This is a genomic window from Pseudomonas libanensis (genome assembly GCF_001439685.1).
GTDB classification, from domain to species: domain Bacteria; phylum Pseudomonadota; class Gammaproteobacteria; order Pseudomonadales; family Pseudomonadaceae; genus Aquipseudomonas; species Aquipseudomonas libanensis.
The window spans coordinates 19,266-39,624 of record NZ_JYLH01000010.1; the positions used below are offsets into that span (position 1 = coordinate 19,266).

The window sequence follows — 20,359 nt, forward strand, 5'->3', positions numbered from 1 at the left end:
CCCGGGTTTTGCGGGTCAGGCAAACACAAAATACTTACGCACTGTCTCGACCACTTCCCACGTGCCCTTCATCCCCGGCTCCACCACAAAGATATCCCCAGCGCGCAAATGAATCGGCTCCATGCCTTCCGGCGTGATCACGCAATAGCCTTCCTGGAAATGGCAGTACTCCCACTTCACGTATTCCACGTACCACTTGCCCGGTGTGCAGATCCAGGTGCCCATGATCTTGCTGCCGTCTTCGCTGGTGTAGGCGTTGAGGTTGACGGTGTGCGGGTCGCCTTCGAGCTTTTCCCATTTGCAGGCATCCAGGACCGGCAGTGGGTGGGTGTCGCGCAGTACGGTGATGGGCTTGGACATGATGCCTCCGAGGCAAGGGTAGAAGAGTCGAACCCTATAGCGTCGCGGCTGGGGCTGGTGGTCTGGACTCGACATCGGTATGCCCAGAAGCGCAGCCGAATGCGTTTGTTCTGATACGGTGAGGTCGGTGTGGGAGGGGGCTTGCCCCCGATAGCGGTGGGTCAGTAGAGATATCTGTGACTGACACACTGCAATCGGGGGCAAGCCCCCTCCCACATTGATCTGTGTGAATTGTTCGGTAATTTGTCTTTTTATCGCAGTAACTGCGAAAGAATTCGCCCATGACGCCAGAATTCGCAAGAAAATTCAGAGCTGGCCCTCGTATCATTCACCCAGTACCCCGTGAGAGCCTTGCAATGAACCCAATAAAAACGTGGTGGGATATCAGCCCGCCCTTGAGCACGGCGACCCCGACCTGGCCGGGCGATACGCCATTCCAGGAAGAGCGCGTATGGCAGTTCGGCCCGGAGTGCCCGGTGAATGTGGGGCGCGTGACCTTGTCGCCGCACACTGGCGCCCATGTGGATGCGCCGCTGCATTACAGTGCCGACGGTGCGCCGATTGGCGAGGTGTCGTTGGACGTGTACATGGGCCCGTGCCGGGTGCTGCATTGCCTGGGCAGCGGCGCGCTAGTGCAGCCGCACCAGCTGCAAGGCCGTGTGGATAACGTGCCGGAGCGCGTGCTGCTGCGCACTTATCCACAAGCGCCGCTCACCGAATGGGATGCGAATTTCACCGCCATCGCCCCACAAACCATTGAACTGCTCGCCAGCCTGGGTGTGCGCCTGATCGGTATCGACACGCCGTCCCTGGACCCGCAGCAGTCCAAGACCATGGATTCCCACAACGCCGTAGCCCGTCACGGCATGGCGATCCTCGAAGGCATCGTGCTCGATGAGGTACCGGAGGGCGACTATGAACTGATCGCACTGCCGCTGCGCTTTGCCAACCTCGATGCCAGCCCGGTCCGCGCAATCCTGCGCCCGCTCAAGGAGCCCACGCGATGAGCCAATGTCCCTTTTCTGCCGATTACCAGCCACCGGAAGAATGGCATAACGCCGAACTGAATTTTTCCGAGTCCATGAGCTATGGCGACTACCTGGACCTGGGCAAAGTCCTCAGCGCCCAGCACCCGCTGTCGCCTGACCACAACGAAATGCTCTTCATCATCCAGCACCAGACTTCGGAGCTGTGGATGAAACTGATGCTCCACGAACTCAAGGCCGCCCGCGAACACGTGCGCCTGGGTGAGTTGCCGCCGGCGTTCAAGATGCTGGCGCGAGTCTCGCGGATCTTCGACCAACTGGTGCACGCCTGGGCGGTGCTGGCGACCATGACGCCGTCGGAGTACAAGGCAATTCGCCCGTTCCTGGGGCAGTCGTCGGGGTTCCAGTCATTCCAGTACCGCGAGATCGAATTCATCCTCGGCAACAAGAGCCCGGCCTTGCTGCGGCCCCATGCCCATCGGCCAGAGTTGTTGCAGGAACTTAAGGTGGCGATTGCCACGCCGTCGCTATATGACGAGGCGATCAACCTGATGATTAAGGCGGGGCTGTCGATTGACCCCCAGCGCGCCGAGCGCGATCCGACGGCGGCCACAGTGCATGACGAGTCGGTGGAGGCGGCGTGGCGTGAGGTGTATCGCGACCCGAGCCGGTATTGGGACTTGTATCAATTGGCCGAGAAGTTCATCGATCTGGAGGATTCGTTCCGCCAATGGCGCTTCCGGCATGTGACCACGGTGGAAAGGATCATCGGCTTCCAGCCGGGCACCGGTGGCACCGAAGGCGTGGGGTATTTGCGCAAGATGCTCGACACGGTGCTGTTCCCAGAGTTGTGGCGAGTGCGCTCCACCCTGTAAACAAAAAGCCCCGGATCACCGGGGCTTTTCATTTGCAATGCAATCAAATGTGGGAGGGGTTATTGCGCTACGGCAACTTTCGCGTTTCGGCTCCGCAACCGATAGGCCACATAGATTATCCCCACCCACACCGGCATCGCATACACCGACTCGCGAATCCCCGGAATCGCCAGCATCACGCTGATGATCATCAGCATGAACGCCAGGCACAGGTAGTTGCTGAACGGGAACCAGAAGGTCTTGAACGATGGCGTCATGCCTTGCTCGCCCATGGCCTTGCGGAACTTGATATGAGTGATGCTGATCAGCGCCCAGTTGATCATCAGCGAGGCAACCACCAGCGCGAACAGCAACTCCAGGGCACTCTGCGGCGCGACGTAGTTGACCACCACGCACAGCATCGTCACCAATGCCGAAATCGCCAACGCCCGCAGCGGCACGCCTTGCTTGTTGAGCTTCATCAGCGCCTTGGGCGCGTCACCTTGCTCGGCCAGGCCGAACAGCATGCGGCTGTTGCAATACACGCCGCTGTTGTACACCGATAACGCCGCGGTCAGCACCACGAAGTTGAGGATGTGGGCGGCGGTGTCGTTGCCGATCAGCGAGAAGATCTGCACAAACGGGCTGCCGCTGTAGGCATCGCCCGACGCGCCGAGGGTTTGCAGCAGTTGATCCCACGGGTACAGCGACAACAGCACGGTCAGCGCGCCGACGTAGAAAATCAGGATGCGGTACACCACCTGATTGATCGCTTTGGGGATGACCTTGCGCGGTTCGCTGGCTTCGGCGGCGGTGATGCCGACCAGCTCCAGGCCACCGAACGAGAACATGATGAAGGCCATGGACATCAACAGCCCCATGCCGCCATTGGGGAAGAAACCGCCATGGCTCCACAGGTTGCTTACCGAGGCTTGCGGGCCGCCAGTGCCGCTGAACAACAGGTAGCAACCGAGCACGATCATGCCGACAATCGCCACCACCTTGATGATCGCGAACCAGAACTCGGCTTCGCCGAAGAACTTCACGTTCAGGGTGTTGATCAGGTTCACCGCGACAAAGAACACCAGGGCGCTGACCCAGGTCGGAATCTCCGGCCACCAGAATTGGATGTACTTGCCCACGGCCGTCAGTTCGGCCATGCCCACCAGCACATACAGCACCCAGTAGTTCCAGCCCGCCAAAAAGCCCGCGTAGCCGCCCCAGTACTTGTGTGCGAAGTGGCTGAAGGAACCGGCCACCGGCTCCTCGACGATCATCTCGCCGAGCTGGCGCATGATCAGGAATGCGATAAAGCCTGCAATCGCATAGCCCAGGATCATCGACGGCCCCGCCGACTTGAGCACCCCGGCCGAGCCGAGGAACAAGCCTGTACCAATCGCCCCTCCCAAGGCGATCAGCTGAATGTGCCGGTTTTTCAGGCCTCGCTTGAGGCCCACCGGGTTAACCATGTCATCCGCCATTAACATTCCCTTCTACTTGTTTTTCTCAAGGGTGATTGCACGCCGCATCGGCCCCTCAGAACTGCTGAGGGTCAGATATTACTCTGCGTAAACTTTTCGTAATACAGCTGAACGCCATCAAGTGCCTGATCCGCCAGCCATTGTTGGATGGATTCGACCATTGGCGGGGGACCGCACAGGTACATATCCGCCGATCTGTCCCGCAATTCGGCCAGGTCGAAATGTTCGGTAAGGTAACCGCGCTTGCCGGACCAGTCATCGGAGGGTTCGCTGAGCACTTCGGTGTAGCGAAAGCCCGGGATTTTCCCCGCGTAGTCGTGGATACGCGCCGCTTCGCATAAATCCTCAGCACCGCGCACGCCGTAGTACAGGTGCACCGGTTGCGCGCAGCCGTTGGCCGCCAGCTCATCGAGCATGCCCAGCAACGCCGACAAGCCGGTGCCGCCCGCCACCAGCACCAGCGGCTGGGTGACATGGCGCAGGTAGAACGCACCCAATGGCGCCTCCAGCAGCATCTCGTCGCCCACCTGGCAGCGCTCGCGCAAATAGTTGCTCATCACCCCATCCGGCAGCAGGCGCACCAGGAATTGCAGTTGGTTGCCCGGCCGATTGGCGAAGGAGTAGGAGCGCCAACTGTCGGTGCCGGGTACCGCGAGGCGAGCGTATTGGCCGGGCAGGAAATCCAGTGGCTGCTCCAGCTGCACCTGCAAGATCGCCGTGCTGGTCGATATTTGCTTCACCGCGCTCACTGTGCCGCGTACTTGCACTGGCCCGGACGCATTGCACAGGCTTGAATCGAAGTCGAAGTAGAAGGTGGCGTCGGACTGCACCCGGGTCTGGCAACTGAGCATCTTGCGTTGTTGCAGGTCGAGGCTGGAGAGGGCTTCGTCGTCTACATAGTCTTGTGTGTAGTTTCCCGATTCGCAGCGGCCCTGGCAGGTGCCGCACACGCCTTCGCGGCAATCCAGCGGGATCTTGATGCCGTTGCGCAGGGCCGCATCCAAGAGGATTTCATTGGCGCCGATAGGAAAGAACAGGGTTTTTCCGTCGGCAAAACTGAAGGCCACTTTGTGATTCATCTGAAAAGCTCCGGTGCTTCAGAGGTGATAGAAATCCAGCACCGAGTTGATGGTGTCGTTGAGCAGCAGGGCGTGCTTGCGCGTGATCAGCCAGCTGTCGCCCTCGGGCTTGAGGCGATAGGTTGCGTGCCCATAGAACTGCTCGGACGTAGCCAGCCGATAAAACAGCGTGTGCCAGTTCAAGCGCACCTCCAAGGTGCCGTCGCTTTGTCCGGCAATGCGTACGTTATTGATCAGGTGCAGGGTGCGCGGCATCGGTGTGGCTGAGGCGGCCTTGCCGGTGCGCAGACGGAACACGCGGTCTTCCAGGCCCGAACGGTTGGCGTAGTAGATCAACGACATCTCGCGCTTGGGGTCGCGGGTGTAGACGTGTTCCGAGTCCCACTGCGGCAGGTGGAATTCACTCTGCGGGTCGAACAGCTGCACATAGGCATCCCAGTCCTGGGCGTCGCACAGTTCGGATTTGCGGTAGAAAAACTGCTCGATCTGGTACTGCAATTGCGCATTCATCACTTCACCTCCCGCAGTGTCAGGGCCCGTTGGTCCAAACCTTTGAGCAGAAACTGCTGCCAGTTGCGATGCTGGTTGACATACAGGCCTTCATGGGTGAATTCGGTGCCGGTCATCGCTGGTTGGATGCCAATGGCTTCACTGTTGGGCGTAGGTCCGGTTTCCCAGCGGTGGCTGCCCCGCGAGATATCGCTCCAGCGCTCCAGGCGGCCCTGGAAACCGCGCTGGGCTTCGCGAAATTCCACCAGGTCGTCCGGCGTGCCCATGCCCGAAACGTTGAAGAAATCCTCGAACTGGCGAATGCGGTTTTCGCGATCCGCGCAGGATTCATCTTTCACACCCAGGCACTGACTGATGATCTCGGTTTTGTTCCAGGCCACCGGGCGGATGATGCGCAGCTGTGAGCTGATCTGGTCGAGAAAGAACAGGCTTGGGTAGATGTTCAGGTTGCGTAGGCGGTGCATCATCCACTCGGCCTTTTGCTGGCCGTGCTCTTGTACCAGGCGCGGCATGATCGTGGCGTAGCCCGAGCGCACGCTGGGGTTGGGCATGTCGCTGAACAACACGCTGTGACCGTTGTTGAAGGCAAACCAGCCATCGTCGGTATTGGCGTCTCCCGCGCCGAGCTTGCTGTAGTCCAAGGTCGTGCTGGAGCCTGTGCCATTCTCGGTATTGACCTGCTGGCGATGCTGCACCGTGGCCACGTAGTTGTAGTGCACGGTGCTGACGTGATAACCGTCCAGGCCGTTTTCGTTTTGCAGTTTCCAGTTGCCGTCATAGGTGTAGGCGGACTTGCCCGGCAGCACCTCCAGTTCCCCCGTGGCCGATTGCGCCACCATCATGTCGAAGAACACTTTGGCGTCGCCGAGGAAGTCTTCCAGGCTGTCCGTGCCCTGCACGTCGAGACTGATAAACACAAAGCCCTTGTAGCTGTCGATGCGCGCTTTTTTCAGGCCTCGGGTGGCTTTATCAAACCCTTCTGGATATTCCCCGGGTGCCTTGACCTTCACCAACCGGCCGTCGCTCTTGTAGCACCAGGCGTGGAACGGGCAGGTAAAGGTGGACTGGTTGCCCTTGCCCACCCGGGTGAGGGTGGTGCCGCGATGTTGGCAGGCATTGATCAACGCGTTGAGCCGGCCTTCGCCATCGCGGGTGATGATCATTGGCTGGCGCCCGGCGCGCATCGTCACGAAGTCGTGGTTGTTCGCCAGTTCGCTTTCGTGGCAGGCGTAGATCCAGTTCTTTTCGAAGATCAGTTCCATCTCCAGCTCGAACAACTCGGGCTCGGTGAACATGTCGCGGGCGATGCGAAACACCCCATCGGCCGGGCGAAAATCCAGGCAGCTTTCGATAAAGCTCTTCCACTGCTCGACGCTTCTTGCACCACTCATGGGAGGCACCTTTTGTTCATGGCTAAACGGTGAGCCATTAAGAGCCTGTGAGGCGGTGGCGGGCTATCCGCTTAATGGGGGAAGCTGGGCCGCAAAGTTGGGCAGCAAATACCCACGGCGGTGCGCGCAAGTGACAGCATGCGCTACTGTGATTGCAGGTGAAGGTCACGAAAGCCTGGGCTTTATCCACATAGTCGACCTTTGCTATCCACCCAGTGGTGATGGTGCTGGCGTGGCTTGGAACTTGCTGTCGATGTTCAACGACGCGCCGCCAGAGCGCGCAAATGCCTAACCGCCGTGGGTGCAGCCCGATGAGTAGCCAGACACGCGATATTCATATCCAACGCTTCGACCTGGAGGGCGCCCGCAGCTGGATGTCCGGTATTTGCGGCCCCCACCGCCTGGCAACGGCGACGCCCGAACGCCTGCGGTTTAACCACAGCGCCAACGTGTTCAAGTCCCGCGCCACCACCCTGGGCGTTATCGAATACGGTACCGATGTGACTATCGATATCGAAGATGCCGAGCACTTTCGCAGCTACAGCCTGAGCCTGCCGTTGGTGGGCGAGCAGGAACTGAGCAAGAACGGTGAACGCCTCAGTTCCAACCGCGACCAGGGCGTGATCATTTCACCCAATGAACACCAGATGCTGGCGATTTCCGGTGACTGCCGCAAGTTGCAGGTGGTGATTACCCGCGCGGCCATGAGTGAGTCGCTGGAAGGCTTGCTGCAACGGCCCATCGATGCGCCGCTGCGCTTTGAATCAGTGATGGACGCGGTGGAGGGCGCCCCGGCGTCGTGGTGGCGCATGGCACGTTACTTCATCGCCGAGCTGGAATGCCGCAGCGAATTGTACGAGCAGACGGCGTTTACCCGTGACCTGGAAAGCTCACTGATCAAGGGCCTGATCCTGGCCCAACCGAATAACTACTCTGAAGAACTGCGCGACGTGCTCGGGGTAAAACTGCCGCATTACCTGGTCCGGGCGCGCCAGTACATCCATGACAACGCCCGTGAAGCGCTGCACCTGGAAGACCTGGAAGCAGCGGCGGGCGTGTCGCGTTTCAAACTGTTCGATGCGTTTCGCAAGTACTTCGCACTCTCGCCCATGGCTTATCTGAAGAAGCATCGGTTGGGGGCGGTGCGCCAGGAGATTCTGGAGCAGGGTTCGATCCGCACCATCTCTGAAATCGCCCTGGGTTGGGGGTTTACGCATTTGGGGCGGTTTTCGGCGGAGTACCGCAAGCTGTTCGATGAGTCGCCCAGCCAGACATTGCAACGCAAGCGCCTGCGCATTACTTGAACTGGATGAAAACCAATCTGTGGGAGCTGGCTTGCCTGCGATAGCGGTCGGCCGATCAATACGATGCCAACTGTTCCACCGCCATCGCAGGCAAGCCAGCTCCCACATGGAATATGGGGCGCCTGGAGAACCTCAGATCAGTTCCTCCACCAGTTGCAGGCAATGACTCAGCCCCGGCGACTGATCATTCACTCGCCGGCTGAGGATGATCGGCGAACTCGCCGTCGCCTCCACCACCGGCGTATAGCCAATATCCGCCCGATGCAGCACTTGCACCGACGCCGGCACCAGCGTCACCCCCATGCCTGCGCCCACCAGGCCGATAGCGGTCTGCAATTCGTTGGTCCACTGCGCCACCTTCACGCTCAAGCCATGGGCGTCGAACAGTGCGATCACATGGTCGGCATAACTGGGGCGCGGGTTGCCGGGGTAGAGCACAAAGGGTTCGGCGGCCAACTGGGCGAGGGTGGCCGGGGCGCCCAGCAACGGGTGACCGCTGGGCAGCACTGCCACCAGGCGGTCTTCCACCAATACGCGCTGGACGATGGCCGGGTCGTCAATGCGAATCCGCCCGAAGCCCACGTCAATGCGTCCCGCCTTGAGCGCTTCGACCTGCTGCAACGTAGTCATCTCCGACAAACCCAACTCCAGCTCCAAGGCCTCGTGAGTGCGCAGGCGCCGAATCAATTCCGGCAACACGCCGTACAAGGTCGAGGGCGCAAAGCCGATGCCCAGCCAGGTTTTCTCGCCTTGGCCGATGCGTCGAGTGTTGTCGCAAACCTTGCCCAGTTGTTCGAGCAACACATTGGCATGCTCATAGAAAAACCGTCCGGCCTCGGTCAGCCGCAAGGGGCGGCTGCGTTCCAGCAGCACCACCCCGAGTTCGTCCTCCAGTTGCTGGATCTGCCGGCTCAACGGCGGTTGGGCGATATGCAAGCGTTCGGCAGCGCGGGTGAAGTTGAGGGTCTCGCCCAGCACCTGGAAATAGCGCAAGTGACGCAGTTCCATATCGTCTCCTCTCATACCTTAAGGGTATTGCACGAGACCAATTCTATATTGGAAGCCCGAAAAAATGCGGAACAGAATCGACGCAAATCTATAAATAACCCAACGGGTATTGCCATGCCGATTTGCGCCATCGAGTCGATCGAAACTGTCATCGTCGACCTGCCCACCATTCGCCCGCACAAGCTGGCGATGCACACGATGCAAAACCAGACCCTCGTTATCATCCGTCTGCGTTGCACCGACGGCATCGAAGGCATCGGTGAAGCCACCACCATCGGTGGCCTGAGCTACGGCAACGAGAGCCCCGACAGCATCAAGGTCAATATCGACCGTCACTTCGCGCCGCTGCTGATCGGCCAGGACGCGAGTAACGTCAACGCGGCGATGTTGCGCCTGGAGCGCAGTATTCGCGGCAACACCTTTGCCAAGTCCGGTATCGAAAGCGCCTTGCTCGACGCCCTCGGCAAACGCCTCGGGCTGCCGGTCAGCGAGCTGCTTGGCGGGCGTGTGCGGGACGCGTTGCCGGTGGCCTGGACCCTAGCCAGCGGTAATACCGAACAGGACATCAACGAGGCCGAGAAAATGCTCGACCTGCGCCGCCATCGCTTTTTCAAACTGAAGATCGGCGCCGGTGAGGTCAGCCGCGACCTGGCCCATGTGATCGCAATCAAGAAAGCCCTGGGCGAGCGCGCCAGTGTGCGCGTCGACGTCAACCAGGCCTGGGATGAAGCGGTGGCCCTGCGGGCGTGCAAGGTGCTCGGCGACCACGGTATCGACCTGATCGAACAACCGATCTCACGCAATAACCGTGGCGGCATGGCCCGGCTCAACCTGTCGAGCCCGGTACCGATCATGGCCGATGAGTCCATCGAATGTGTCGAAGACGCCTTCAACCTGGCCCGTGAAGGCGCGGCCACGGTGTTCGCCCTCAAGATCGCCAAGAACGGCGGCCCTCGCGCTGTATTGCGCACGGCGGCGATTGCCGAAGCGGCTGGCATCGGCCTGTACGGCGGCACCATGCTTGAAGGTGGCATTGGCACCCTGGCCTCGGCCCATGCCTTTCTCACGCTGAACACCCTGGCGTGGGGCACTGAACTGTTCGGCCCGCTGTTGCTCACCGAAGACATCCTCACCGAGCCACCGGTGTACCGCGATTTCCAGCTGCATGTGTCCACTGCGCCGGGCCTGGGCCTGACGCTTGATGAAGAGCGCCTGGCGTTCTTTCGCCGTGACAAACACTAAGAGGCCCTTGCCATGTTGTTCCACGTAAAAATGACCGTGAACCTGCCCCTCGACATGCACCCCGAGCGCGCTGCCAGCCTCAAGGCCGAGGAGAAAGCCTTGGCGCAGCGCCTGCAGCAGGAGGGCAAATGGCGCCACCTGTGGCGCATCGCCGGGCACTACGCCAACTACAGCGTGTTCGATGTCGACAGCGTGCAGGACCTGCACGACCTGCTGATGCAACTGCCGCTGTTTCCCTACATGGCCATCGAAGTGAATGCGCTGTGCCGGCATCCGTCGTCGATCCATGCAGACGACCGCTAAGCGCTTTTTAAAAAGCTAATAATGACAAGATGAGGAGTGCTCCATGACCATCCGCCTGTCCCAGACTGCCCACGCCCAACGGTTTCTCGAAGAAGCCAGCGGTAACCTCAATGACGCTGGCAACCCGCGCGCCAAGGCGTTGATGTACCGGATCCTGCGCGACACCGTGAACATTATCGAAGACCTGGAGGTGACCCCGGAAGAATTCTGGAAGGCGGTCAACTACCTCAATGAACTGGGCAAGAACCAGGAAGCCGGCCTGCTCGCCGCAGGCCTGGGCCTGGAGCATTACCTCGACCTGCTGATGGACGCCGCCGATGAACAGGCCGGCAAGTCCGGCGGCACACCGCGCACCATCGAAGGCCCGTTGTACGTAGCCGGCGCGCCGTTGTCGAAGTACGAAGCGCGGTTGGATGATGGTCAGGATGACGCGGTGCCGTTGTTCATGCGCGGGCAAGTGCGCGATACCAATGGCAAGCCACTGGCGGGGGCGATTGTCGATGTGTGGCAGGCCAATACGGGCGGCACCTATTCGTGGTTCGATCCGACTCAATCGGCATTCAACCTGCGCCGGCGTATCGAAACCGACGCCCAGGGCAACTACCGTTTTCGCAGCATCGTGCCCTCCGGCTATGGCTGCCCGCCCACCGGGCCGACGCAGCAATTGCTCGACCAACTGGGGCGCCATGGACAACGTCCGGCGCATATCCACTTTTTCATCTCGGCGCCTGGGCACCGGCACCTGACCACGCAGATCAACCTGTCGGATGATCCGTACCTGCACGATGACTTTGCCTATGCCACCCGGGATGAACTGATTGCCGAAATTCGCTTCAGCGACGATCCGCAACTGGCGCGGGAGTTTGGTGTGCAAGGGCGGTTTGCGCAGATTGATTTTGACTTTGAGTTGCAGGTGGCTGATGCGCCGGTGGAGCAGAAACGCATGCAGCGCGTACGCGCCCTGGAAGACTGATCTGTGGGAGCTGGCTTGCCTGCGATAGCGATGTTGAATGTTCCACCGCTATCGCAGGCAAGCCAGCTCCCACATTGGTTTTGGGGTGTTTGTGTTATTTGCGCAGGACCAGATCCAACACTTCATCCCGATCCTTGATCTTCTGCAGCACAATCTCCGACCTGATATCCATCACCCCCGCCGTGCGGTTCAGGTGGTTCACGATAAAGTCCGAAAAATGCTTGAGATTGCGCGCCTGCACCCGCAGCACGTAGTTGCTGGCGCCAGTGATCACATAGGCGCTTGCCACTTCCGGCCAGCCTTGCACCTTCTTGATAAAGGTCTCATGCCAGTCTTCCACATCCTGGCGCAACGATAGATGGACGATGGCTTCCAACTCGATCCCCAACTGCTCGGCATTCAATACCGCACGGTAGCCGCTGATGATGCCCTCGCTTTCCAACAGGCGCAGACGGCGCAGGCAGGCAGAGGGCGAAAGCGCGACTTTTTCCGCCAGTTCCTGATTGCTGATACGGCCATCCTGTTGCAGGAAATGCAGGAGGCGCAGGTCGGTGGCGTCGAGAACCATGCTTGGTAGATATCCACGTATTTTGAGGTTAAATTCGAATTTCCTACAGCTTAAATAGCCGTTTACCCACCACTTTGCACGAAAATTCTCTAAAAGTTCGTTCATTATTTGGTCCATCCTCACCTATAAAAACCAGGACGACCCATGACCACTCGAAGCCATTGCCAAGCCCTTGACGCCCAGGACCCGTTGGCGCCACTGCGCGCCCAGTTCGCCTTGCCCGAGGGGGTGATCTACCTCGACGGCAACTCCCTCGGCGCCCGCCCGGTGGCGTCGCTGGAGCGGGCCCGGCAGGTGATTGCCGAGGAGTGGGGCAATGGTTTGATCCGCAGCTGGAACAGCGCCGGCTGGGCGGATTTGTCCCAGCGCCTGGGCAATCGTCTGGCGCCATTGATCGGTGCGCGGGACGGCGAAGTGGTGATCACCGATACCACCTCGATCAACCTGTTCAAGGTGCTCAGTGCGGCGTTGAGTGTGCAGCGCCAACGTGCGCCTGCGCGCAAGGTGATCGTCAGTGAGGCGAGCAACTTTCCCACCGATCTGTATATCGCGCAGGGCTTGGCTGAATTGCTGCAACAGGGTTATTCCCTGCGGTTGGTCAACAGCCCCGACGAGCTGCCGCGGGCAATCGATCAGGACGTGGCGGTGGTGATGCTTACCCACGTCAACTACAAGACCGGCTACATGTACGACATGCAGGCGCTCACCGCCTTGAGCCACGAGTGCGGCGCGCTGAGCATCTGGGACTTGGCGCATTCGGCGGGCGCGGTGCCTGTGGACCTGCATCGGGCCGGCGCTGATTATGCGATCGGCTGCACCTACAAATACCTCAACGGCGGCCCGGGCTCCCAGGCGTTTGTGTGGGTCAACCCGGCGTTGGTGGATGTGGTGCGCCAGCCGTTGTCGGGCTGGTTCGGGCACACCCGCCAGTTCGCCATGGAATCCACCTACGCACCCAGCACCGGCATTGCGCGCTACCTGTGCGGCACCCAGCCGATCACCTCGTTGGCCATGGTGGAGTGCGGCCTGGAGATTTTTGCCCAGACCGATATGACCAGCCTACGGACTAAATCCCTGGCATTGACCGACCTGTTTATTGCGCTGGTCGAAAGCCGCTGCGCCGCCCATGGCCTGACCCTGATCACCCCGCGTGAACACGCCCGGCGTGGCAGCCACGTCAGTTTCGAACACCCCGAAGGTTATGCCGTAATCCAGGCCCTGATCGCCCGGGGCGTGATCGGCGATTACCGTGAACCGCGGATCATGCGCTTTGGTTTCACCCCGCTGTACACCAGCTTTACCGAGGTGTGGGACGCCGTGGAAATCCTCGGTGAAATTCTCGACAACCGCACCTGGGACCAGGCGCAATTCAAAGTGCGCAACAGCGTCACTTAAGAGCAACACGGATCAAATGTGGGAGCTGGCTTGCCTGCGATAGCGTCGGTGCATTCACTACTGTTATCGCAGGCAAGCCAGCTCCCACAGGTTCAGCGTCAGCCACCATCACAATAATAAAGGGGCACACCAGTGACCACGCCAGACAACGGCTTTGCAGAAATTACCCACCGTGAACTAGGCTTGAGGCGCCAGCTCACTTCCGGCCAGATGAGCATGATCGCCATCGGTGGCGCCATCGGCACCGGGCTGTTCATGGGCAGCGCCTACGCCATCGGTTATGCCGGGCCGAGCGTGCTGGTGAGCTACGCCATCGGCGCCTTGATCACCTTGCTGCTGATGGGCTGCCTGGCGGAGATGACGGTGGCCCATTCCACCTCCGGCTCCTTTGGCGCCTATGCCGAGTTCTACATCAGCCCGCTGGCCGGGTTCCTGGTGCGGTATGCCTACTGGGCGGCGATTGTGCTGGCGGTGGGCGCGGAGGTCACGGCGGTGGCGATGTACATGAAGTACTGGTTCGCCAACGTGCCGGAGTGGGTGTGGATCGTGTCGTTCTCCAGCGTGCTGATCCTGCTCAATGCCATCAGCGTGAAGACCTTCGGCAACTTCGAATACTGGTTCTCGACGATCAAGATCAGTGCCATCGTCGGTTTCATCATCCTCGCCGTGTATGTGGTGTTCGGCTCCGGCAATCCCGACTACGGGGTGCAGAACTACACGGCTCATGACGGGTTTTTTCCCCATGGCTTGAGCGGCATGTGGATCGCGGTGATTGTGTCGATCTTCAGCTACCTCAGCGTCGAGATGATCGCCGTGGCTGCCGGTGAAGCTGCCGACCCGGAGCAGGCGGTGAAGAAAGCCTTTCGCGCTACCATCGTGCGCCTGGTGGTGTTCTATCTGCTGACCCTGGCACTGATGCTCGCCATCGTGCCGTGGAACCAGGCTGGCCAGACCCAGAGCCCATTCGTCACGGTGATGCAGACAATCGGCATTCCTGGCGCCACCGGGGTGATGAACTTTGTGATCCTGATCGCGGCGCTGTCGGCCATGAACAGCCAGCTCTACATCACCACGCGCATGATGTTCAGCCTGTCCCGCGCAGGCTTTGCGCCCAAGGCCATGGGCGCCTTGAGCAAGAACGGCATCCCGCTCAATGCCCTGTTGCTGTCCAGCTCGGGCATCGCCCTGGCGACCTTGCTTAACGTGGTGTACCCGGAAAGCTCGTTCACCCTGATGATGGCGATCTCGATGTTTGGCGCGATCTTCACCTGGTTCATGATCTTCCTCACGCACCTGTTCTTCCGCCGCTATCGCAAGCGCCATGGCGGGGCGAAGTTGTCATTCCAGTTGCGCCTGTTTCCCTACAGCACATTGCTGGGGCTGGTGCTGATGGGAGCGGTGATGATCACCACCTATTTCACCGAGGCGTTCAAGATGACGCTGGTGTTTGGCGTGCCGTTCCTGCTGATTCTGTCAGCGGTGTATTACGGATTTTTCCGTAAGGGCAGGGCCAAGGCGTCGAGCAAAGCCCTGGCGTAACCCGGCAGTTGTCCGAAGTCGCGTGCGCATAACAGCAGCTTGCGGCAGGCCCAGGCTTCTCGCAGAGGCTGGACCTTGAAACGGCGCTCCGACGGCCAGCGTTCCAAGGCGGCCTGGGGCACGATGCCCAGGCCTGCACCGCCGGCGACCATGCGAATCAAGCCATCAAAACCGTCGGCGCGGATGCGGGTTTGCAAGCGAAAGCCTGCGTGCAATGCCTGTTCCTCCAGATACACCGCCAGCGCACTGTTGGCCGCCAAGCCTACGTAGTCGTACTGCAAGCTGTCGATGAAACTGGCTGTGGTCAGCGGATGGTCAAGGGGCACGATGAGCACCAACGGGTCATCGCGAAACGGCAAGGTCTGCAAGCCATGGGTGTCCACCGCATCGGAAATAACCCCCAGGTCGGCCGTGCCCTGGCGCAAGGCTTGGGTGATGCGCAGGCTGGGCAGTTCTTGCAGGTCGATATCGAGGTTGGGGTGCTCGCGCAAAAAGTGTGCGAGCAGTTCAGGCAGGTACTCGCTGAGGGCCGTGGTATTGCATAGCAGTCGTACCTGGCCCTTGACGCCATTGGCGTACTCGGCCAGGTCTTGTTGCAGGTGGTCGGCCTGCTGCAACAGCAGGCGGGCATGTCGGGCCAGGGCTTTGCCAGCGGTTGTTGGGGTCACGCCACGGCGGCCACGCTCGAGAAACGTAATGCCCAGCGATGCCTCCATGGCCCGGATGCGTGCGCTGGCGGCAGCCAGGGACAGGTGGCTGCGAGCTGCGCCGGCGGTGATGTTGCCGCTGTCGAGGATATGCAGATAGAGGCGCAGGTCGATAAGGTCAAAGTGCATGAAGTTTCCCCATGACTGGAAGGGCCTCATCGCAGGCATCAGCCTCACACATTTTGAACTGTGAATACATTCAAATGTGGGAGCTGGCTTGCCTGCGATAGCGGCATCAGCCTCACACAAAACAAGAGGCTACCTCAGTATATGGCGAATTTTCAGCCTCTCTCCAGCCCTGCACAATCGGTGCATGAATACCTTTCTAGCGTTCTACCAAAACCTCGGTCCCGCCCTGACAGCGCTGGTCATCACCACCTTCCTGCTGGCCGGTACAGTCAAGGGCGTCATCGGTCTTGGCCTGCCTACCGTGGCCATGGGCATGCTCGGCCTGGCTATGTTGCCGACGCAGGCTGCAGCGTTGCTGATCATTCCTTCGACGGTGACCAACCTCTGGCAACTGTCCTTTGGCGGACACTTGGGTGCCTTGCTCAAACGCCTGTGGCCGATGTTGCTGCTGATTTTTCTCGGCACCGGGCTGGGCACTTTGTGGCTGGGCATGGGCAGCGGGCCTTGGGTAGTGCGTGCCTTGGGCGCGGCATTACTGGTGTATGCGTTGAGCGGGTTATTCCTGCCGACCTTCAAGGTCGCACCCCGAACCGAGCGTTGGCTGGGGCCCTTGTGCGGAGCGGTCACTGGCATTATCACCTCGGCCACCGGTGTCTTCGTGATCCCTGCGGTGCCGTATCTGCAGGCGCTGGGCTTGAGCCGTGATCAGTTGGTGCAGGCGCTGGGGCTCTCGTTCACCGTGTCGACGCTGGCGCTGGCCGCCGGGCTGGCCTGGCATGGAGCGCTGGGTGGCGGTGAAATGGGCGCCTCATTGTTGGCGCTGGTGCCAGCGTTGCTGGGAATGTGGCTGGGCCAGGTGGTGCGTCGACGCATCAGTGCGTTGTGGTTCAAACGTGGATTTTTCACCGGCATGGCGTTGTTGGGAGGCCATTTGTTGCTGGCTGGTTAATAATGAGCGGGCACGTGTCAGCCGATAAATGAAGGACCGCCCGTGAAAGCCCGTTCCGATGAGCTACAGATCTTCGTTAGCGTGATTGAATGCGGCTCGATTTCTGCCGCCGCCGAAAAAGTCGGGCAAACGCCATCGGCAGTCAGCCGCACCTTGTCACGCCTGGAGGCCAAGCTCGACACCACCTTGATCAACCGCACCACCCGGCGCATGGACCTGACCGAAGAGGGCAAGTACTTCTTCGAGCAGGCCAAGGTGATCCTGGCACAGATGGATGAGCTGGAAGAGCGCCTGTCGTCGCGCCAGAAAAAACCGGCCGGGCGCCTGCGTATCAACGCTGCCGTGCCGTTCATGCTGCATGGGATCGTGCCGTACATCGCCGAGTTTCGTAGCCTCTACCCGGATATCCAGCTGGAGCTCAACAGCGATGATTTGATCATCGACCTGCTGGAGCAAAGCACCGACATCGCCATTCGCATTGGTGCCCTGGCTGACTCGACCCTACATGCGCGCTTCCTGGGCAGCACGCCGCTGCATATCCTGGCCAGCCCCGGTTACTTTGAGCAGTACGGCACACCCACGACCGTGGCCGAACTGGCCGACCACACACTGCTGGGCTTTACCCACACCGAAACCCTCAACCACTGGCCGCTGCGCCATGTGGACGGTGATCGCTGGCTGATCCAGCCCAGCGTCAGCGCCTCCAGTGGCGAAACTGTGCGGCAATTAGCGCTGCAGGGGCAGGGCATTTGCTGCCTGTCGAACTTCATGACTATCGACGACATTAACGCCGGGCGCCTGGTGCCGATGCTGGAGGCGTTCAACAGCGGCTATCGCCAGCCGATCCATGCGGTGTTCTACCGCAACTCGCAATTGGCGCTGCGTATCCAGTGTTTCCTGGATTTTATTCAGGCCAAACTGGCGCGGTATGCCCGCTGATTCGTGACCTGTACGCAAGAGTGAATTGGGCTATACGGGCTTATTCGGCTGGGAGGGGTGCTTGATACTGGCCCCATCAATTACCCAGTCAGGAGCAACCTCCATGAACGTATTCGTTACCGGCGCCGCAGGGTTTATCGGCGGTTCCATCGCCACCGGCCTGGTCAAGGCCGGCCACCACGTCACCGGCCTGGTGCGCAGCGCCGAGCAAGCTGCCGAGATGACCGCCCTGGGCATCACCCCGGTGATCGGCACCCTTGACGACGCCGCCGTGTTGACCGAGCAGGCGTACAAGGCCGATGCAGTGATCAATGCCGCCAGCAGCGACCATCGCGCCGCCGTGGAAACCCTGCTGGCCGCCTTGAAAGGCTCGAACAAGCCGTTCCTGCACACCAGCGGCTCGAGCATTGTCGGCGATGCGTCGGGCGGCAAGGCCAGCGATGTCATCTATTTTGAGGACAATCTGCCGGAGCCGACCGTCGACAAGGCCGCCCGCGTGGCCATCGACAACCTGATCCTCGCGGCCGCCAATGACGGCGTGAATTCGGCGGTGATCTGCAACACCCTGATCTACGGCCACAGCCTGGGCGTAAAGCGTGACAGCGTGCAATTGCCGCGCTTGCTCAAGCAGGCGCGCAAAAGTGGTGTGGTGCGCCATGTGGGCCCGGGGCAGAACATCTGGTCCAACGTGCATATCGAAGACGTGGTGGCCCTGTACCTGCTGGCGCTGACCAACAACCTACCAGGCACTTTCTACTTTGTGGAAAGCGGCGAAGCAGCGTTTATCGACATGACCACGGCGATTGCCCAAGCGCTGAACCTGGGCGAGCCGCAGGATTGGCCATTGGCCGAGGCCGAAGCCGAATGGGGTTATGAAATGGCCAACTACGGGCTGGGTTCCAACAGCCGGGTGCGTGGCAAGCATGCCCGTGAGTTGTTGGGCTGGGTGCCCAAGCGTACGTCGGTGGTGGAGTGGATTCGCGACGAGATGGTGTGATGTTCGCTTAGCACCGCGGCGCGGCCATCGCGGGCAAGCCCGGCTCCCATATTTTTAAGGTGTGAACCCTGTCAAATGTGGGAGCTGGCTTGCCTGCGAAAGGCGCGACTCGGTATATCGGACCTGACACTTCACTAGCCCCACGTACCGCAATTCCGTACCATTCCCCGCCTTGTCCCCGCAACTCCCTGGTACTCCATGAACCTCACCCGTCTGCGCGCCGACGCCCTGGCCGGCCTCACCACGTCTTTCGCCTTGCTGCCCGAATGCATCGCCTTTGCCCTGGTGGCCCATCTCAACCCGCTGATGGGCCTTTACGGCGCTTTCATCATTTGTACCCTCACCGCATTGTTCGGCGGCCGGCCCGGCATGGTGTCAGGCGCGGCAGGCTCCATGGCGGTGGTGATCGTTGCGCTGGTGGTGCAACACGGCGTGGAGTATCTGCTGGCGACGGTGCTGCTGGGCGGGCTGATCATGGTCACATTCGGCCTGCTGCGCCTGGGCAAGCTGGTGCGCATGGTGCCGCACTCGGTGATGCTCGGCTTCGTCAACGGCCTGGCGATCATCATTGCCTTGGCGCAATTGGAGCATTTCAAGAGCGGCGAACACTGGCTCAGTGGTACGCCGTTGTATGTGATGACCGGTCTGGTGGTGGTGACCATGGCGATTGTCTACCTGCTGCCGCGTCTTACCCGTGCCGTGCCCCCCGCGCTGGTGGCGATCCTGGGGGTTGGCCTGGCGGTCTATCTGCTTGGCCTGCCGACGCGCGCCTTGGGCGATATGGCGCATATCGCCGGCGGCTTGCCAACCTTCGCCCTGCCGCAAATCCCCTGGACCCTGGAAACCTTCACCATCATCGCGCCCTACGCGTTCCTGATGGCGATGGTTGGCCTGTTGGAAACCCTGCTGACCCTCAACCTCACCGATGAAATCACCGAGACCCGTGGCTACCCCGACCGCGAAAGCATGGCCCTGGGCGCGGCAAACATGGTTTCGGGCCTGTTCGGTGGCATGGGTGGTTGCGCGATGATCGGGCAAACCGTGATCAACCTCAGCTCCGGCGGGCGTGGGCGTTTCTCCGGGGTATTTGCCGGGGTGATGATCCTGTTGTTCATTCTGTTTCTGTCACCTTTGATCGAGCGAATTCCGCTGGCGGCGCTGGTGGGCGTGATGTTCGTGGTGTCGCAGCAGACCTTCGCCTGGGCGTCGCTGCGGGTGATCAACAAGGTGCCGCTCAATGACGTACTGGTGATCATGGCGGTGACGATCATCACGGTGTTTACCGACCTGGCCACCGCGGTGTTGTGCGGTATCGTCATTGCCGCGCTGAACTTCGCCTGGCAGCAGGCGCGGGAGCTGTACGCGGATGAACACCTGGAGGCTGACGGCAGCAAGCTTTACCGCCTGCATGGCACCTTGTTCTTTGCCTCGACCACGCCGTTCCTGAATCAATTTGACCCGGCCAACGACCCGGCCCAGGTCACGCTGGATTGCCGTCACCTGAGCTTTGTCGACTATTCGGCGATTGCAGCGCTGATGACCCTGCGTGAACGCTACACCAAGGCGGGCAAGCACCTGCGGGTGCTGCATTTATCCGAGCGCTGCAAGAAGCTGCTCAAGCGTGCGAAGGTTCACCACGACTGAT

Annotated in this window: 20 protein-coding genes; 12 read left to right on the forward strand and 8 right to left on the reverse strand. The window is 60.5% G+C overall.

All coding sequences use genetic code 11. The features are described from left to right. Positions 1-15: 15 nt before the first annotated feature. Positions 16-360, reverse strand: a complete 345-nt coding sequence (locus TU73_RS16325) for a cupin domain-containing protein (RefSeq protein ID WP_003230905.1) — start codon at positions 358-360, stop codon at positions 16-18. A 356-nt stretch (positions 361-716) separates the two neighbouring features. Between TU73_RS16325 and kynB the strand changes: the two genes are divergently transcribed. Continuing rightward, the gene (kynB, locus tag TU73_RS16330) at positions 717-1,367 is read left to right on the forward strand and encodes an arylformamidase (RefSeq protein WP_046069514.1); all 651 of its coding nucleotides are present in this window, start codon (positions 717-719) and stop codon (positions 1,365-1,367) included. Beyond that, positions 1,364-2,221, forward strand: a complete 858-nt coding sequence (gene kynA / locus TU73_RS16335; protein ID WP_057013096.1) for a tryptophan 2,3-dioxygenase — start codon at positions 1,364-1,366, stop codon at positions 2,219-2,221. Before kynB ends, kynA begins: the two co-directional genes overlap by 4 nt. A gap of 59 nt (positions 2,222-2,280) precedes the next feature. Here kynA and TU73_RS16340 read toward each other — a convergent pair whose 3' ends face one another. From TU73_RS16340 to antA, 4 genes are all read right to left on the reverse strand, one after another. Then, on the reverse strand, positions 2,281-3,681 hold the full coding sequence (locus tag TU73_RS16340) for an amino acid permease (RefSeq protein ID WP_057013097.1): 1,401 nt from the start codon (positions 3,679-3,681) through the stop codon (positions 2,281-2,283). Between the two features lie 71 nt (positions 3,682-3,752). Further along, the gene (gene antC, locus TU73_RS16345) at positions 3,753-4,760 is read right to left on the reverse strand and encodes an anthranilate 1,2-dioxygenase electron transfer component AntC (RefSeq protein WP_057013098.1); all 1,008 of its coding nucleotides are present in this window, start codon (positions 4,758-4,760) and stop codon (positions 3,753-3,755) included. Positions 4,761-4,778: 18 nt separating this feature from the next. Then, positions 4,779-5,270 (reverse strand): anthranilate 1,2-dioxygenase small subunit, encoded by a 492-nt coding sequence (antB, locus tag TU73_RS16350; RefSeq protein ID WP_057013099.1) that lies wholly within the window; start codon positions 5,268-5,270, stop codon positions 4,779-4,781. Next, positions 5,270-6,661 carry an anthranilate 1,2-dioxygenase large subunit gene (antA, locus tag TU73_RS16355; RefSeq protein ID WP_057013100.1) on the reverse strand — a complete coding sequence of 464 codons (1,392 nt, stop codon included), beginning with the start codon at positions 6,659-6,661 and terminating at the stop codon, positions 5,270-5,272. The genes antB and antA overlap by 1 nt, the downstream gene beginning before the upstream one ends. 311 nt (positions 6,662-6,972) lie before the next feature. Between antA and TU73_RS16360 the strand changes: the two genes are divergently transcribed. Then, on the forward strand, positions 6,973-7,965 hold the full coding sequence (locus tag TU73_RS16360) for an AraC family transcriptional regulator (RefSeq protein WP_057013101.1): 993 nt from the start codon (positions 6,973-6,975) through the stop codon (positions 7,963-7,965). Positions 7,966-8,097: 132 nt separating this feature from the next. On the opposite strand, the gene TU73_RS16365 is transcribed toward TU73_RS16360, so the two are convergent. Then, a complete protein-coding gene (locus tag TU73_RS16365; protein WP_057013102.1) occupies positions 8,098-8,973 on the reverse strand; it encodes a LysR family transcriptional regulator in 876 nt (291 codons plus the stop codon). A gap of 114 nt (positions 8,974-9,087) precedes the next feature. On the opposite strand from TU73_RS16365, the gene TU73_RS16370 reads away from it, so the two are divergent. Genes TU73_RS16370 through catA form a run of 3 tightly spaced genes read left to right on the forward strand, consistent with a single transcriptional unit; the run spans position 9,088 to position 11,491 of the window. Beyond that, positions 9,088-10,215 (forward strand): muconate cycloisomerase family protein, encoded by a 1,128-nt coding sequence (locus TU73_RS16370; RefSeq protein ID WP_057013103.1) that lies wholly within the window; start codon positions 9,088-9,090, stop codon positions 10,213-10,215. 12 nt (positions 10,216-10,227) lie between these two features. Further along, a complete protein-coding gene (catC, locus tag TU73_RS16375; RefSeq protein ID WP_014719906.1) occupies positions 10,228-10,518 on the forward strand; it encodes a muconolactone Delta-isomerase in 291 nt (96 codons plus the stop codon). A gap of 43 nt (positions 10,519-10,561) precedes the next feature. Next, positions 10,562-11,491 (forward strand): catechol 1,2-dioxygenase, encoded by a 930-nt coding sequence (gene catA, locus TU73_RS16380; RefSeq protein WP_057013104.1) that lies wholly within the window; start codon positions 10,562-10,564, stop codon positions 11,489-11,491. Positions 11,492-11,585: 94 nt separating this feature from the next. On the opposite strand, the gene TU73_RS16385 is transcribed toward catA, so the two are convergent. After that, positions 11,586-12,059, reverse strand: a complete 474-nt coding sequence (locus TU73_RS16385) for an Lrp/AsnC family transcriptional regulator (protein WP_057013105.1) — start codon at positions 12,057-12,059, stop codon at positions 11,586-11,588. A 144-nt stretch (positions 12,060-12,203) separates the two neighbouring features. On the opposite strand from TU73_RS16385, the gene kynU reads away from it, so the two are divergent. Together kynU and TU73_RS16395 are read left to right on the forward strand one after the other, a co-directional pair. Continuing rightward, positions 12,204-13,454 carry a kynureninase gene (gene kynU, locus TU73_RS16390; RefSeq protein ID WP_057013106.1) on the forward strand — a complete coding sequence of 417 codons (1,251 nt, stop codon included), beginning with the start codon at positions 12,204-12,206 and terminating at the stop codon, positions 13,452-13,454. 132 nt (positions 13,455-13,586) lie between these two features. Beyond that, the gene (locus TU73_RS16395) at positions 13,587-14,993 is read left to right on the forward strand and encodes an amino acid permease (RefSeq protein WP_057013107.1); all 1,407 of its coding nucleotides are present in this window, start codon (positions 13,587-13,589) and stop codon (positions 14,991-14,993) included. Here the strand turns inward: TU73_RS16395 and TU73_RS16400 are convergent. Beyond that, positions 14,939-15,829 (reverse strand): LysR substrate-binding domain-containing protein, encoded by an 891-nt coding sequence (locus TU73_RS16400; RefSeq protein WP_057013108.1) that lies wholly within the window; start codon positions 15,827-15,829, stop codon positions 14,939-14,941. The two genes, TU73_RS16395 and TU73_RS16400, sit on opposite strands and share 55 nt — an antisense overlap. Positions 15,830-16,013: 184 nt before the next feature. On the opposite strand from TU73_RS16400, the gene TU73_RS16405 reads away from it, so the two are divergent. The 4 genes from TU73_RS16405 to TU73_RS16420 all read left to right on the forward strand — a co-directional run bounded on the left by TU73_RS16405 (position 16,014) and on the right by TU73_RS16420 (position 20,358). Further along, positions 16,014-16,778, forward strand: coding sequence for a sulfite exporter TauE/SafE family protein (locus tag TU73_RS16405; protein ID WP_057013109.1), 765 nt, complete (start codon positions 16,014-16,016; stop codon positions 16,776-16,778). 42 nt (positions 16,779-16,820) lie between these two features. Beyond that, positions 16,821-17,717 (forward strand): LysR family transcriptional regulator, encoded by an 897-nt coding sequence (locus TU73_RS16410; RefSeq protein ID WP_057013110.1) that lies wholly within the window; start codon positions 16,821-16,823, stop codon positions 17,715-17,717. Positions 17,718-17,820: 103 nt separating this feature from the next. Next, positions 17,821-18,714, forward strand: a complete 894-nt coding sequence (locus TU73_RS16415) for an NAD-dependent epimerase/dehydratase family protein (RefSeq protein ID WP_057013111.1) — start codon at positions 17,821-17,823, stop codon at positions 18,712-18,714. Between the two features lie 198 nt (positions 18,715-18,912). Next, positions 18,913-20,358 carry a SulP family inorganic anion transporter gene (locus TU73_RS16420; protein ID WP_057013112.1) on the forward strand — a complete coding sequence of 482 codons (1,446 nt, stop codon included), beginning with the start codon at positions 18,913-18,915 and terminating at the stop codon, positions 20,356-20,358. The last annotated feature ends 1 nt before the right edge of the window (position 20,359 follow it).